A 16,158-nucleotide genomic window follows, 5' to 3' on the forward strand; every position below is an offset into this window, starting at 1 on the left:
TCCTTATATTGAATTAATTAAGCTTGGTGGCCTCTTGCCATCTAATCCTGCTCGTAAGTTTTCTACTGCGAGATCTACCATCGCTCTACGTGTTTTTTCTGTAGCGCTGGCAATGTGTGGCGCCAACACAATATTTTTGCACTTGAGTAACTCTGGATGCACTGATGGCTCACCCTCAAACACATCTAAGCCTGCCGCAAAGATCCTCCCAGCTTGCAATGCTTGCGCTAAAGCCGCATCATCCACAATGCCGCCGCGAGCAATATTAATCAGGGTTGCGGTCGGTTTCATGAGGGCAATTTCTTTTGCGCCAATCGTATGATGGCTCTCAGCCGAATATGGCAATACGAGAACGACGTGATCAGCCGTGCGTAGTAACTCTTCCTTAGAAACATATTTAGCACCGCAGGCTTTTTCATCAGCATCCGATAAATGACTGCGGTTGTGATAGATCACATTCATACCAAAGCCTAATGCGCGCTTTGCAATACCTTGCCCAATACGACCCATGCCAATAATGCCGACAGTACTGTGATGTAAATCCATGCCAAGGGGGTTATTCACAATCGACCACTTATCCCAATGTCCCGCTCTCACCCAATGCTCAGATTCGGTAATGCGACGTGCAGTTGCCATCAGCAAAGCAAATCCAAAATCTGCGGTTGTATCTGTCAATACATCGGGAGTATTTGTCGCCATCACACCAGCAGCAGTGATTGCCGGAACATCAAAATTGTTATAGCCAACAGAAATATTGGCCACTACCTTTAATTCTTTAGCTTGAGCTAAGGCAGATGCGTCAATGCGTTCGCTACCAGCCACTAGGGCGCCCTGGACTTCTGAAAGTGCTTTTTGTAGCTCTTCTGGGGTCAATATCTTGTCGGACTGATTGGAACGAACTTCGAAGGATTCCTCTAATTTAGCTAGAGCCTCAGGGAAAATCGCTCTAGCAACCAGAATTTTAGGTTTTTGGTTTTTATTATTCATAAATTTAAATAATCAGAATTGCTCTAAAGTCGTTTACGTTTGTTCTGGTTGGGCCAGTCACTAGCAAGCCGCCAGTAGCACCAAAAAATGTATAGGAATCATTCTTGTTGAGGTAGTCCACTAGGTTCATTCCAAAATCATGACCCTTTTGAATTATTTGGGGGCTGTATGTGGCACCAGCATTATCTTCAGATCCATCGATGCCATCTGTATCTGCCGCGATTGCATAAATACCCTTTGCACCATCGACAGCATGAGCAAAACTTAATAAAAAATCTGTATTCCTTCCTCCGCGTCCACCCCCTTTCACGGTGACTGTGGTTTCTCCGCCGCTAATCAACACAAGAGGTTTTTTTAAGGCCGAATCTGAATCCTTGCGAGCTAACCATAGTGACATCGCGCCAAATACCGCCCCGACCTGCTGAGCTTCACCCTCTATTGAATCAGACAAAATTTCAGCGTTAAGTTCATTATCCTCAGCAAACCTTTTTGCCGCCTCTAATGAGTGCTTCGCAGTTGTAAGCACCACAGGCTCTGGAATCGAAGAAAACAGAGGGTCACCGACCTTAGGAGTTTCTAATGCTGAGGTTTTAAGGCCCTCACGAATAAAGTCAGGAACCTGAATGTCATATTTAGTTATTACCCTCAATGCATCCTCGCAAGTACTGCTATCTGGCAATGTAGGGCCACTCGCAATAATCGAAGGATCATCTCCAGGGATATCAGATATTGCATAGGTTAGCACTTGAGCTGGGTGACACAACTGCGCTAGTCGACCGCCCTTGATTTTTGATAAATGCTTTCTTACACAATTAATCTCAAAGATGGAGGCACCGCATTTCAGGAGCTCCTTGTTAATCATCATCTTCTCATCTAAGGTGATTCCGTCTATTGGGGCCGTAAGTAATGCTGACCCACCACCAGAAGCCAGGAACACAACTAAATCATCAGCACTAAGATTACTTATTAGCCCAAGGATTCTTTGAGCGGCAATTTGACCAGCTTTATCGGGAATCGGATGGGACGCCTCAATTACTTCAACCTTTTCACAGGCGAGACCATGACCGTAACGCGTCACCACAAGTCCTTGCAGTCTTTCATAGTCCGCAGCAGCCCAAAAATCCTTAGCAGCCTGCTCGAACGATTTGGCCATTGATGCTGCACCTTTACCCGCACCAATAACAATTATCTTCCCAGACTTTGGAGTTGGGAATTTAAGTCCAAGCTCTTTAAAGTTTGGCATTGCAGCAGAGACTGCTACTTTGAATAATGTTCTAAGAAAGCTGACCGGATACTTTTCGAATGGTTTTTCCATATGAGTTATCCCGTATTCCGCAACCCTGCTGCGATTCCATTGATGGCGATATGAATGCCTCTTTGCACACGCTCGTCCTGCTTTCCAGATCGATAACGCCGCACCAGCTCGACTTGCAAGTGATGTATTGGATCAATATATGGAAAGCGATTACGTATTGACCTAGCTAAGGCTGGGTTATTTGCCAGCCTTACTTTTTCACCAGTAATCACGTTTAAGGCATTTACTGTTTTATTCCACTCAGCTTCGATTGCGCCAAAAATTCTTTTTCGCATCTTCACATCTGAAACAAGATCGCTGTATCTTGAAGCTAAACCAAGATCGCTTTTAGCTATAACCATATCCATATTTGACAAAAGTGTTCGGAAAAATGGCCATTGTTGATACATCTTTTGCAACATCAGTAATGCAGCCTTTTTTTCAAATGGGGTTTTTCTGTTGAGAAATTGCTCAATTGCAGATCCGAAACCATACCAACCAGGTAAAGTAAGTCGTGACTGGCCCCAGCTAAATCCCCAAGGGATAGCTCGTAAATCTTCAATTTTTTGATTCGCCTTGCGGCTGGCAGGACGAGAGCCAATATTTAACTTAGCAATCTCTTTAATCGGAGTTGCCTCGAAAAAGTATTCAGAAAATCCGGGGGTTTCATACACCAAACCACGATAGGCATCCATACTTGCTTGAGAGATTTGTGCCGCGGCTTCTAGGAAGCTCTTAGTAGCAGGTTTAGTTGGATTTAGAAGCGTTGCCTCTAATGTTGCCGCGACTAAGGTCTCAAGATTTCTTCTACCAATCTCGGGATTAGAGTACTTCGACCCAATGACCTCACCTTGCTCTGTTAGACGTATTTGCCCTCGTACGGTACCAGGGGGTTGAGCCAATATAGCCTCGTAGCTTGGTCCACCTCCACGACCGACTGTCCCCCCTCTTCCATGAAATAGCCTTAACTTAATTCCATGTTCTGAACCAAGCGGATCAAATACCTCAACTAACGCAATTTCTGCTCTATAAAGCTCCCAGTTGCTGGTTACGATCCCGCCATCCTTATTTGAATCGGAATAACCCAACATAATGTCCTGCTCTGCACCTGAGGCCTTAATCAAAGACAAGATTCCTGGCAACGCATAAAAATCGCGCATGATTGGAGCTGCATTACGTAAATCTTCAATGGTTTCAAATAGCGGAACCACAATCAAGTCAGCAATAGGCTTCTTACCCAACACTCCAGTAAATAAGCCCACTTCTTTTTGCAAGAGAAATACTTCCAGCAAATCACTTACTGTTTCTGTGTGACTGATAATGTAATGACGGATTGCATTGAGCCCAAACTTATGACGCAATTTCTTGGCCATCTCAAAAATAGCAAGTTCCGATAGCGTGAAATCAGAATACTTCTGCCCCATCACACGCAATGAACGAGGATCTTTAAGCAAAGAGAGTAATAACTTCTGTTTTTCTTGTTCCGAGCGTGCCGAGTAATCATTTTCTATCCCAGCAGCACGGAGTAATTCACCCAACACCGCTTCATGCATATCAGAGCTTTGCCGCAAATCAACTGTTGCTAAATGAAATCCAAATACCTCAACCGCCCTAATTAGCCCACGCAAACGTTTTTTTGCTAAAGCCTCGGCATTTTGGGAAATAAGTGAAGCTTCAATAGTTTTTAGGTCATCTAAAAATGCTTGTGCACTTGTGTATGCATTTTGGGGAGGCAATGCGTGACGCGCGGCATCTGCACCTGTTAATGATTTAAGAGAGGCGGCCAATCTTGCATACATACCCGTTAGGGCTCTACGGTATGGTTCATCCTGTCGGTGCTCATTTACATCGTGGGAAGCTTCTGCAAGTTCTTGCATTTTTTTAGGGAATTTTAAAAGCAATGCTGAAACAGAAAGCTCTTTCCCCAGATAGTGAATTTCAGTTAAATAATGGCGCAAAACCATTTCAGCCTGACGCTTAACTGCATATTCAAGCGTAGTGGAGCTGACATTTGGATTTCCATCCCTATCGCCACCAATCCATTGACCCATCTTGAAAAAATTTGCAACTACATACCCATCGAGAGAATCTTCGATCTGAGCGTAAATCTTAGGTATTTCTCTTAGAAAGGTCGTCTCGTAGTAACTAAGCGCATTTTCAATTTCATCCGCAACCGTTAACTTGGTAAAGCGCAAAAGTCGGGTATGCCAAAGCTGCAGAACACGTGCTCGTATTAATTCCTCATTCGCAGTCAACTCTTTCATCAACAATGCATCTTTTGCAGGATTGCTTGCTTTTGATGATTCTTTAATTTGATCTCGGGCTGCTAATAAATTTGCAATTTCTCGTTCAGCTTCCAAAATACTCGTACGCTGAACCTCTGTTGGATGGGCCGTGAGGACTGGTGAGATCAAACTCCCCGCCAATGTTTCTGATATTTGCTTACTGGTAACACCTGCTGAATGCAATTTCTTCATTGCCGCCGGTATGCTCCCATCCCTATAGCTACCTTCACGCTCATGGGCAATACGTCGTCGAATGTGGTGCCTATCCTCGGCCAAATTAGCTAGGTGGCTAAAGTAAGTAAAGGCCCTAAGAACCTTCATGGCATTCTCACTGCTAAGGCCTTTAAGAAGTTTTGTTAGCTCTTGGTTTGCCTTTTGGTTCGACTCTCTATGAAATGATACTGATAGCTTTCTAATCTGCTCCACCAGCGCATAAATAGCCTTACCCTCTTGCTCACGAACAATATCGCCTAATATCTTTCCCAAAAGCCGGATATCCTCCAAGAGTGGCTCCTCCCTCTCGTTTATTAGGGATTGTTTTTTCATATTTGGCATTTAGTTGGTTGATTACTGAGCGCGGCGTAATTCATACACATAACTAGGCTCAGGGTGTAACGTGAAAGTGCTACCTGCCTTTGCGACCTGACCAGGGACTTCGTGCCCTACGATCTGAGGCAATTCCTTTGCCAATTGCAATAACTTAGGAATATTCATACCAGTGTCATAGCCCATTGCATCAAGCATGTGAATCGCATCTTCGCTAGAAATATTGCCACTTGCTCCAGGCGCATATGGGCAGCCACCTAAGCCACCCAGAGAGCCGTCGAAACGAACAATGCCAGACTGGACCGCAGCCAAGATATTAGCTAATCCCATGCCTCTTGTATTGTGGAAATGCAAGGTAAGCTGAAGGCTTGGAAAACGCTTTTGTAAAGAATCGCACATCTTTTTTACTTGATCTGGATTGGCCATACCAGTTGTATCGCAAATCGTCAGACCCCTCACACCTAGATCGGCAAAGCGCTGAGCAAATCCTTCCACAACATCTTGAGGAACCTCGCCCTCCATAGGACAACCGAAACAGGTGGAAAGCGAAACATTAATAGGCGTTCTGCCATCGACATATTTAATAACTTCAGCTAATCCTGCAAAGCTCTTTTCTCTACCCATTCTGAGGTTTGCCAGGTTGTGCGTCTCAGATGTTGACATGACTAGATTAAATTCATCAGCCTTAGATTCAAAAGCGCGCTCTGCACCACGAAGATTTGGAACTAATACGGTGTACTCCACTCCGGGAACCCGTTTAATGCGGCCCATAACCTCTTCAGCATCCCTGAGCATTGGAATGGATTTTGGTGAAGTAAATGAAGTGACTTCGATTTTCGCAAAACCACAATCACTAAGTTCATTAACTAACTTAACTTTGTCATTAGTCGGAATAAAGTTTGGCTCAATTTGAAAGCCATCTCTTGTCACTACATCGTTGAAATAAATTCTTGTCATAGTCTTTTCCTCTTTATTTTTTAGTAAATGCAATGCCACGCTCTTTCAGGGAGGCGACTTGTGAGTCATTTAATCCAATACTTTGCAAAATCTCATCGGTGTTCTCGCCGATATCGGGAGCCAGAGTTTTAATAGAACCAGGTGTACGGGAAAGTTTTGGAATTACTCCAGGTACATCAAGCTTGGATCCATCTTGCATTTGAATAGTTTGAATATTTCCCCTGGCCTTGTAATGGGGGTCGTTAGCAATATCAGCCACGGTGTAAATTCGGCCAACAGGCACAGCAACAGAATCTAGGATTTCTAGAGCCTTGTCAGTGCTAACTGTTTTAGCCCACTCACCAATGGCTTGATCAAGCTCAGCTACGCGCTTAACGCGGCCATCATTATTCTCGAGCTGAGTGTCATTACCAAGGTCATCACGCCCAATGACTGTCATTAGTCGTTTAAAAATACTATCGCCATTACCGGCAACTAAAACATACCCTCCATCAGCACAGCGATACGCGTTGGTTGGGGCAATGCCTGGTAAAGCACTTCCAGCTGCTTGACGTACTTCACCAAAGGCGCTGTATTCAGGGAGCAAGCTTTCCATACAGTTAAATACTGCTTCATATAAAGCAATATCAATAATTTGGCCTTTACCGCTATTGTGGCGCTCTTGCAATGCCAACAAAATACCAATCACACCATGCAAAGAGGCCAAGGTATCGCCAATGCTGATGCCTACACGTACAGGCACCCTCCCAGGCTCCGCAGTCAAATGACGCAAGCCACCCATAGCTTCTGCAACAACACCAAATCCTGGTTTATCTCTGTAAGGACCAGTCTGACCATAACCGCTAATACGCAGAACAATCAACCTAGGATTGAGCTCGAGTAACTTTGCCGGATCAAGACCCCAACCCTCTAAAGTTCCAGGGCGAAAGTTTTCAATTAATACATCTGCCTCTTTAACCAAAGTTCTGACAATTTCTTGAGCCTCAGCTTGCTTTAGATCCAAGGAGAGGGAGCGCTTGTTGCGTGACTGGACCTGCCACCAAACAGAAGTTCCATCTTTGAGTAATCGCCATTTACGTAGTGCATCACCAACTTTTGGCGGCTCAATCTTAATTACGTCGGCGCCAAAGTCAGCCAAAGTTTTGGCTGCAAAGGGCCCCGCAATCAACTGCCCCATCTCGATTACTTTTAATTTTGCTAATGGCTCCATTGGATCCTCTAAGGTGTTCTTTTAAGCAAAGTTACGCCCCTTCATTACTCTTGAAAATTGCTATTTGGAGACGATTCCTTCTCATTTTGCGAAGGTATGGGTAGAATTACCCTATGAAAACACAGCTAAACCCCGCCAGAGTGGATTTTGTGACCCTCAAATTGTTCTGCTCCATAGTGCAATCTGGGAGCATTACCAAGGGCGCAAGCGCATGCAACCTAGCGTTATCTGCAGCTAGCAGACGAATCTCGGACTTTGAGGGGACGGTGGGCGTCCCATTACTAGATCGTTCCGTTAAAGGGGTTACAGTGACCCCAGCTGGTCATGCTGTAATGCAACATGCTTTGAGATTGTTTCAGGGTTTTGAACAGCTCAGTAACGAATTGGGCGAATACTCCAAAGGGGTAAAAGGGCATGTAAGACTTTGGGCAAACATGTCTGCCTTAACTGAATTTCTACCCTCAGCGCTAGCAAGCTTTTTGAAAGCTCACACCGAGATACAGGTTGAAGTGGAGGAACAGTTAAGCGGCGACATCGTTAGAGCTCTGATGGATGGAATTGCGGATATTGGAGTCTTTGCTGAGGGGCCCGTCACATCAGGATTGGACACTCAGGTCATAGGTAGAGATCAACTTGTCATTGCCTGCAGCAAAGAACATCAACTCAGCAAAAGAAAGGTCATTTCTTTTGAGGAATGCCTTAAGTATGATTTTGTGGGACTTAATCGAGGGAGTTCATTACTAGAGCTCACCTCTCGAAGCGCGGAGAAGCTTGGCAAGCAAATGAGGCTTCGGATCCAGGTTAGAAGCTACGATGCAATGTGCCAGATGATCGCCGTGAATCTTGGTATCGGAGTCCTTCCTTATCAAGCCTGCGCAGCTCAGATTAGAGCTATGAATCTCAAGGTTGTTCAACTGGATGATTCATGGGCAAAACGAAATCTTCTGCTTGCAATGAAAGCAAATACAAGCCAACTGCCTGCTGCAATATTACTTAGCCAACATTTACTTGGGCTAACCCATAATTAATTAGAGGCGACCAAATTTCTAATTAGATATTCAGAATTCGCAAATATACCAATAGACCGGGCTTAAGCGCTATTCCATTTGAGAGCCGACCAGCGGTGCTAAAAACAAAAAGCCCCCGTGAGGATAGCTTTGTTGACAGGGCTGTTGTATTGGTGAAGACACCGACGCACCAATGATCCAGGGGAAGCTAGAAAATTCACGGATGACAAATCCGACAAACGTTACAAGGCCTGTTTTTTGTTAATTCTGCACCTAAAATAATGATTAAATAGCAATATTTAGCCAGAAAGCCTCATCATATTTTTCAATACGAGTACTCCTGTAGCCGCCCATCATGTTTCCCCGACAGGCAGGGTTCCGCAAACTCAACCTACAGGGGGTGAAGTAGAGCAATATTATTAAATCTATTATTAATTGATTAACTAGAGTCGGATTCTTAACTAAATCCAGTTTTTTTCCCATAAATTAATAGGCAGGCATTAAGCCATTAATCATGAACAGTATCACCTGAACCCCCCCCGATAGATTTGCAATACTGCCTAATGAAAGAGCCCTTTCTGGGTTTAGCTGTTTTAGTTAGTTTTTATAAAAGCTGCTAGAAATTTTCGTAGAATTTGATTATTAGAATTCTCTTTTCTAAAACATAACAAAATACGTCTTTTGGCCCATTCTTCTTTGATAGGGATAGCGACTAGATTGTTATCCTTTAAATCGATAGCTTGTTCTGTGGCAAAAGGCAAGAAGCCAACACCCAATCCAGCTGATACCGACTTTTGAATCGCCTCAAAGCTTCTCACTTCAATTCGAGTCCTCATTACTTTATCAAGCTTGCTTGCCTCCATTGCTAGCAGGCGCATTAGATTGGCGCTTGACTCTAAGCCAACAATCTCATAATCAAGAATTTTTGAATAAGTTAAGTTTTTTACTTTACTTAATGGATGGTCTTTTCTGAAAACAGCGCATAAGCGATCTGTTTCATAATCGTGCGACTCGAGCCCGTTCGCTACAGAACCATTAATAAGGAATGCAACATCAATCTCTGCAGATAGTAGACCCTCAACAGCCTCATCACTCCATCGCTCTTGAACCACTACGCGATAGCCTGGGTATTTTTTTAAGAATTTAGCTAGATCGTAAGGAAAGCGGTGCGTCATCACGGAAGTTGATGCCATAACCCGCAATACGCCCTTGCTACCAGTCTCATAATCAGTCATTTCTGACTGCATCTTATTAATACTTACTAAAAGTTCTTTAGCGTTCTTCACTAAAGCCAAGCCAGCACTAGTCAGCTCAATCCCCCTGGAGGAGCGCTCAAATAAAGAGGCTTTGAATCTGTGTTCGAGAAGCGCGATCCGCCTACTTGCTGCCGCCAGACTTATGTTGGACTCATCCGCCGCCTTTGTTAGACTCCCTCGCTCAGCCGCCTTAACAAATAAAGCTAATGAATCTAAATTAGGAAGCATATTTTCTTTTCATAAAACTTACCGTATAACAAACGGATACCCATTAACAGCAATTCAATTAAGCAAAGCGCTTTACCCAAAAGGTTTACCGTGTTGTATTTTAGCCTTTCCATAACCAAGGCCAGAAGCCTTATAACCTAATATTATTCAATCCAGCTAGTCTAATAATCAACTCCAATTAGAGAAGGAATAGGCTCAATTTCATGACATTTAATTGCATTCTCAGTCATCACCGCAATTTCAGCAGGGAAAGCAGCCTCATTTAACGAACCCCCTACACCAACAATAATTAAATAAACAGAATCAACAACTCGCTAAAGTTCCACAGATTAACACCAAAGCCATCTGATTTCACCCTAATTTTGACATTGCTTTAAATAACGCACCTAGCCAAAATTGCGATTTTATGTGCAAACTGGAAAAGTTATATTATTTTAGAAATCCTCAGGCTAGCGACCTTGTCCGCAGAAAGACCAAGGCCTTCGAGAATTGATTCGCTATGCTGACCCACTCCTGGAACTGGTCCCATTCGATAGCCATATTGATCATTAAGGCCGGGGGGAAGCATCGCGGGAATACTTCCAACTGGGGAGTCCACGTAGCGCCATCTATGACGTGAGCCCAACTGAGGGTGATCCCATAGATCCTTCATTGTATTTACTTGCGCATTTGCAATTTGAGCATCCTCAAGCCTCTCAGTTACAACATCAATCGAGAGTTCAGTAAAACAATCATCAATAATCTTTTTAAGTAGATCACGATTTTCATTGCGCTTGAAATTGGAAGCAAACTTTTCATCGCCAGCCAATTCAGGATTCAAAAGAACTTTCTCGCAGAATAGCTTCCACTCCCGCTCATTTTGTAGGCCCAGCATTACGGTATTTCCACCAGCGACCCCAAATGGGCCATAAGGGTAAATCGTTGCATGAGAGACTCCAGAGCGTGGAGGTGGCTCAGCCCCATCAAACGCATAATACATTGGGTAACTCATCCACTCACCCAATGATTCCAACATGGAAACATCAATATGCGAACCGACATTGGTCCTATTTCGCAAAAGTAATGCGCTCAAAATATTGGTATAAGCATACATACCTGCAGCAATATCGGCAATCGAGTTGCCTGCCTTGCTGGGGGCTTCGGGGGTGCCGGTCACGGATAAGAATCCAGCTTCACTTTGAATCAGTAGGTCATATGCCTTCTTATTCGTGTATGGGCCAAAATTTCCATATCCTGAAATATCGCAAATAATCAGACGTGGATTTATTTTTTTTAACTCATCTACTGATAGACCCATTCTTGAAGTCGCACCAGGCGCTAAGTTCTGCACAAAGACATCTGCAGTTTTTAAAAGAGACTTCAAAATCTCTAATGCCTCAGGCTGCTTCAAATCCAGAGCCAAACTTTCTTTTGAACGGTTTACCCAAACAAAGTGGGATGACATACCTTTAACTCGTTGGTCGTACCCCCGGGCAAAGTCACCGGCACCAGGCCGTTCAACCTTAATGACTCGAGCACCTAAATCTGCTAATTGGCGCGTACAAAATGGAGCGGCAATAGCATGCTCCAGGGAAACCACGGTGATACCATCTAATGGAAGAATGCTCATATTGACCTTATTAAAAAGAGCGTGGTAAGCCCAAGACATGCTCGGCCACATACGAATAAATTAAGTTGGTTGAGATTGGCGCCACTTGGTAAAGTCGTGTTTCTCGGAACTTGCGCTCAACATCATATTCATTAGCAAAGCCAAAGCCGCCATGCGTTTGCAAACAGACGTTGGCGGCTTCCCAAGATGCTTTAGCCGCTAAGTACTTGGCCATATTGGATTCGGCACCACAAGCTTGCTTGGTATCAAATAGCTCACAAGCCTTAAAGCGCATTAGATTGGCAGCTTCAGTCTCAATAAAAGAGTCCGCAATTGGAAACTGAATACCTTGATTCTTACCAATAGGGCGATCAAACACTACGCGCTCGTTAGCATAACGACGTGACTTATCGACAAACCAATAGGCGTCACCAATACACTCGGCTGCAATTAGGACACGTTCTGCATTAAGACCATCCAAAATGTATTTAAAGCCTTTGCCTTCTTCTCCGATTAAATTTTCTGCGGGGATTTCTAGGTTATCAAAGAACACTTCATTGGTTTCATGATTAACCATATTGGCAATCGGCTGTATGGTCATTCCTTTGCCAATGGCTTCTTTAAGATCAACGATAAAGATCGACATACCTTCGGATTTCTTGGTGACTTCTGCCAGCGGGGTGGTTCTTGCCAAGAGAATCATCAAATCAGAATGCTGAATACGGGAGATCCACACCTTCTGCCCATTGACCACATACTTATCACCCTTTTTGACGGCAGTTGTTTTGAGTTTGGTGGTATCGGTACCGGTAGTGGGCTCGGTAACCGCCATGGTTTGGAGGCGCAGTTCACCAGTAGCGATCTTGGGAAGGTAGAGTTTCTTTTGAACATCGGAGCCATGGCGCAGTAGGGTGCCCATGTTGTACATCTGGCCATGACAAGAACCCGCATTGCCACCAGAGAAGTTAATTTCTTCCATGATCACAGAGGCTTCGGCAAGACCTAATCCGGAGCCACCAAATTCTTCAGGGATCAAAGCAGCAAGCCATCCAGCCTGTGCCATTGCATCAACGAAAGCTTCTGGGTAAGCCCGTTCATGATCTACTTTTTGCCAGTAAGCGGAGTCAAAACTGCCGCAAAGGTCGCGCAAGGCTTCACGCATGTCTTGGTATTGATCTGGTTTGGGGATAGGGTGATTCATCGGACTCTCAGCATAATTAAAATGAAATGGATAATCCTCTCTTATCCCAATAATCGGAATTAGAATTAATCACAAGCCCATTCAAAAAAAATCAAATACATGGGCCTAGACTTAGATAGAGCTATTAAGTGCTAAGCTGCAAAGGATTCTCATTTAAGCAATCTCTTAAGGCGTATACCGGGAAACGATCGCTAAGGTTCGGCGAGCTAGGAGCACTACTGGGCGATCAATCATCCGCCCATCAAGCTTTATTGCACCGCCATGCGAATCATCATCGGCCTGAATAACGCGCTTTGCCCAGTCAATCTCCTCTTCTGTGGGCATAAAAGCATTCCTAACAATCTCAACTTGCTTAGGGTGGATGCATAACTTTCCGCCAAAGCCAATACGCTTAGCGCGTTGAGCATTATCGGCTATCTGGACTACATCATCAGTAGATTGTGTAATTCCATCAATTGGAGTGGCCAATTGGGCAAGACGAGATGCAACAACCATTTTGAATCTTGCCGGAAGAAGCTCTGAATCCTGCGCATCGCATACCATCCCTAGGTCCGCTTGAAGATCAATGTTTCCCAATGCCAATCTTAGGACGGAGCTTGCACCAGCGACCTCTGCAATATTATCAATACCAAGAGCGCTTTCAATGAGGGGAATAATTGCGACGTCACCAAGCGCTTGAGCTACACCATTAATTTGATCAGCCGATTCACTCTTAGGAATCATGACGCAAGAAATTGATAATTCCTTTGCCAGCACCATATCTTGAACAAAGTGCTTGCTACTAGGGGCATTCATTCTTACAACTAGGCGCTGCCTCTGCTCCTTCGTGAAGTTCCTCCAGGCAATACGAGTTAGATCTCTGGCTATGCCCTTCTCTTCCTCAGCTACAGAGTCTTCCAAATCAATTAAGACTCCATCTGCACCACTAGCCAATGCCTTAGCAAAACGATCCGGCCTTACGCCTGGAACAAACAAGAAATTTGTTCCAGATCGGAACGTTGAGTATATGTCACTCATTTTTTTATGACAAAACAGCAGTCGCTTGCATCGTAAGCCAACCCTCATGGTCTTGCGCCCATATCGCGATCGTTTTCCCAGAAGGATCTTTTTCCAAATCTGGTTTAGCGCTGACCTTAAATATATTGATATCAAATGTGGGTCGGATAGCGCGGAACTCAAAACTTTTGAGCTTGCAGCCAGGAATACTTTGGCGCACCAGATCAACCAAAAGGGTGGCGATCAATGGGCCATGAACGATGAGGCCTGGATAACCCTCCACCTCAGTGACATATTTACGATCGTAATGAATACGGTGACCATTAAATGTCAATGCTGAGTAACGAAACAGCAGAACATCATCCGGTGTAATTGTTTTGGACCATGTTGCATCGGTTGGCGCAGGAGTTGGTGCAACAGGCTTGTCATCGGGACCAGGCGCATCGCGATACACAATGTCATGCTCTTCAATTAAAGCTAAGCCATGCTGATTGGATACCTCATGCTTGACGAGAACAAAGATGAGATCACCAGTACGACCTGCTTTGTGTGTAACCGATTCAATTTTAGAAACGCGCTTAATTTCATCGCCAACAGTGAGCGGTGCAAGCCATTGCACTCGGCTGCCTGCCCACATGCGACGCGGCAAAGGTACTGGTGGTAAGAATCCACCACGCTTGGGGTGACCATCAGGCCCGATTTCAGATTGGCGAGCATGGGGTAAGAAGTAGAGCCAATGCCATAGCTCTGGCAGAAAGCTTCCTGTTGAGGGTTCTGGATCTGGGCGATCCAGAGTGGCCGATAGAGCCCTGACTGGGGCAGCTGTAACGGTATCCTGAAGTGTCTCGGTCTTACCGAGCCACTCTTGAAGATGGGAGATGGTTTGAGGTTCGATTCGCATAATAGCAATACTCCACCAAAACAATCTAAATATGAATTTCAATTTACCTAATAGCCACTTCGAATAATTCGAAGGTAGCTTGACTGGCTTATCCAGAATTACGCTGCGGCAATAAAAAAAGCGTCTGGCTATTTTAGTGAGCCCTGATAGCACACGATGGCATCGTTACACTGATATAAGATTTCTATAACTCCTCTAAAGACTCCCAAAGCTCTGGGCAATGATGGAATTCAAAACAAATTCACATCATTGCTGAACCTTGTATATACTAACTAGACGCTACTAGAGTGTTTTTTCCTCTGTTAATCCGTAGGTCCCTGGTTCGAGCCCAGGTCGAGGAGCCAGATAAGTAAGCCCCTAGAGTAATCTAGGGGCTTTTTTTATTACTATCGCCGCCCGGTAGGCAAGAGACTCAAATTGATCGACGGATGCTTGCTATGCCCAAAATTCTTTAATTTTTGATGCCTCTGATTTTGCTCGATCATACCCAGTTCGTAATGCGCCTTCGATCTGCTTTGGATCCAACAAATTTACGCCCGGAGGTGTGCCAGCAACAATCCACTTTACTTTTGTGCCAGTTGCTTCTACATCTTTAATGTTTTGACTAATAGGGTGTGGAATTGTTGTGAGAATCGCCCCAGTAACACCATTAGTTAATGTAATGATCAAAGCTCTTTTTGAGCCGGCCACCAAATCCACATGTGCTGGATTAGAGCAAATTCCCCCATCCATGACATAACGCTGACCCAATAATGTTGGCCCTGCGACCCCGGGTAAAGAGCTACTTGCTGCCGCACCATGTGCCAAGGGAATATTATTTTTTCTAGCAGTTTGCTGACTAACAACAATACGCTCACCCGTGTAGCAATCTACCCCTGTTGTATGCATTCGGCTAGCCGGCCAATCTTTTTTGCTATCGCCCGTTAATAGTGCTGCCAATTTTTCGATGTTAGCGCCATTCAATTTATTATCAGCAGCTAAAGCGGCTGCGCCAATAACTCTCCGTGTTTCAATACTGCCATCGGTAGCGCTCATATTCACTTTATCAGCCCTCATCTGACTAATATTGGGGGTCGCCACAGGCGCTAGCTTAGAAAAAATTTCTGGGAACTTGCCAAAAAAATCAAACTCTGTCCGCAAACGGGAAAACTCGCCGGAGAGCAATGACGAGCCCATATAGGAACCAGCAGAAGTACCAACCACCATTTCAGGAAGCTGCGCCATGTCCAGGCCCGCCTCCATGAGCCCATGAAAAAATCCACAATACCACGCGATGTAGTATTCACCGCCACCACCAAGCACCATAGTTCGATCCAATCCTTTTGCTAAATTGGAAACGGTTGGTTTTATTGCGATAGGAATTACCAAACCATCATCGGCAAATAGTTTTTTAGAAATCTCATCTGCCTTTAATTCAATATTAGATTTTCGAGGCATTGTCTGCGCGAAGGCAGATTCAAGACCAGGTCCAGCAGTTGCGGTGAGAGTAACAGCACCAACGGTAGAGGTTTTTAAGAAATTACGGCGTGAATGTTGTGTCATATCAGATCCATGTGAATTTAACTAATTTATAGCAGTGACCTCCTCCCACAAACCGGTCAGCTCTGAGCCAGAAAATCGGGCGGTGTGGTTGAACTACAAAATGACTTTGCAAACATCGCTGGTGGGAGATCCCCCAGCGATGAATGCGGTCTAAAACAAT

The 16,158-nt window shown here is 44.5% G+C and carries 12 protein-coding genes; 1 reads left to right on the top strand and 11 read right to left on the bottom strand.

Annotated features, from left to right (window positions below; genetic code table 11):
- Positions 1–3: 3 nt before the first annotated feature.
- From ICN30_RS10645 to ICN30_RS10665, 5 genes are read right to left on the bottom strand one after another with little or no spacing between them, the layout of a single operon-like run.
- Positions 4–987 carry a D-glycerate dehydrogenase gene (locus tag ICN30_RS10645; protein ID WP_216275557.1) on the bottom strand — a complete coding sequence of 328 codons (984 nt, stop codon included), beginning with the start codon at positions 985–987 and terminating at the stop codon, positions 4–6.
- A 4-nt stretch (positions 988–991) separates the two neighbouring features.
- Entirely contained in the window at positions 992–2,302 is a 1,311-nt protein-coding gene (locus ICN30_RS10650) for a glycerate kinase (RefSeq protein ID WP_216275559.1), read from the bottom strand.
- Between the two features lie 5 nt (positions 2,303–2,307).
- Positions 2,308–5,112, bottom strand: a complete 2,805-nt coding sequence (ppc, locus tag ICN30_RS10655) for a phosphoenolpyruvate carboxylase (RefSeq protein WP_216275561.1) — start codon at positions 5,110–5,112, stop codon at positions 2,308–2,310.
- Positions 5,113–5,133: 21 nt separating this feature from the next.
- The gene (locus ICN30_RS10660) at positions 5,134–6,069 is read right to left on the bottom strand and encodes a hydroxymethylglutaryl-CoA lyase (RefSeq protein WP_216275564.1); all 936 of its coding nucleotides are present in this window, start codon (positions 6,067–6,069) and stop codon (positions 5,134–5,136) included.
- 13 nt (positions 6,070–6,082) lie between these two features.
- Positions 6,083–7,279: a CaiB/BaiF CoA-transferase family protein gene (locus ICN30_RS10665; protein ID WP_216275565.1), complete on the bottom strand. Its 1,197-nt coding sequence runs from the start codon at positions 7,277–7,279 to the stop codon at positions 6,083–6,085.
- Positions 7,280–7,392: 113 nt separating this feature from the next.
- Here ICN30_RS10665 and ICN30_RS10670 point away from each other — a divergent pair, with 113 nt between their 5' ends.
- Positions 7,393–8,307 (top strand): LysR family transcriptional regulator, encoded by a 915-nt coding sequence (locus ICN30_RS10670; protein WP_216275568.1) that lies wholly within the window; start codon positions 7,393–7,395, stop codon positions 8,305–8,307.
- A gap of 572 nt (positions 8,308–8,879) precedes the next feature.
- Here ICN30_RS10670 and ICN30_RS10675 read toward each other — a convergent pair.
- From ICN30_RS10675 to ICN30_RS10700, 6 genes are all read right to left on the bottom strand, one after another.
- On the bottom strand, positions 8,880–9,770 hold the full coding sequence (locus ICN30_RS10675; protein ID WP_216275570.1) for a LysR family transcriptional regulator: 891 nt from the start codon (positions 9,768–9,770) through the stop codon (positions 8,880–8,882).
- Positions 9,771–10,194: 424 nt separating this feature from the next.
- Positions 10,195–11,379 (bottom strand): CaiB/BaiF CoA-transferase family protein, encoded by a 1,185-nt coding sequence (locus tag ICN30_RS10680; protein ID WP_216275571.1) that lies wholly within the window; start codon positions 11,377–11,379, stop codon positions 10,195–10,197.
- 10 nt (positions 11,380–11,389) lie between these two features.
- Positions 11,390–12,559: an acyl-CoA dehydrogenase family protein gene (locus ICN30_RS10685; RefSeq protein ID WP_216275572.1), complete on the bottom strand. Its 1,170-nt coding sequence runs from the start codon at positions 12,557–12,559 to the stop codon at positions 11,390–11,392.
- A gap of 165 nt (positions 12,560–12,724) precedes the next feature.
- The gene (locus ICN30_RS10690) at positions 12,725–13,576 is read right to left on the bottom strand and encodes a CoA ester lyase (protein ID WP_216275573.1); all 852 of its coding nucleotides are present in this window, start codon (positions 13,574–13,576) and stop codon (positions 12,725–12,727) included.
- Between the two features lie 4 nt (positions 13,577–13,580).
- On the bottom strand, positions 13,581–14,456 hold the full coding sequence (locus ICN30_RS10695; protein WP_216275574.1) for a MaoC family dehydratase N-terminal domain-containing protein: 876 nt from the start codon (positions 14,454–14,456) through the stop codon (positions 13,581–13,583).
- 435 nt (positions 14,457–14,891) lie between these two features.
- Positions 14,892–15,998: a patatin-like phospholipase family protein gene (locus tag ICN30_RS10700; protein ID WP_216275576.1), complete on the bottom strand. Its 1,107-nt coding sequence runs from the start codon at positions 15,996–15,998 to the stop codon at positions 14,892–14,894.
- Positions 15,999–16,158 lie beyond the last annotated feature (160 nt).

Origin of the sequence: Polynucleobacter sp. 31A-FELB (assembly GCF_018882405.1) — a bacterium.
In the GTDB taxonomy this organism is placed as follows: domain Bacteria; phylum Pseudomonadota; class Gammaproteobacteria; order Burkholderiales; family Burkholderiaceae; genus Polynucleobacter.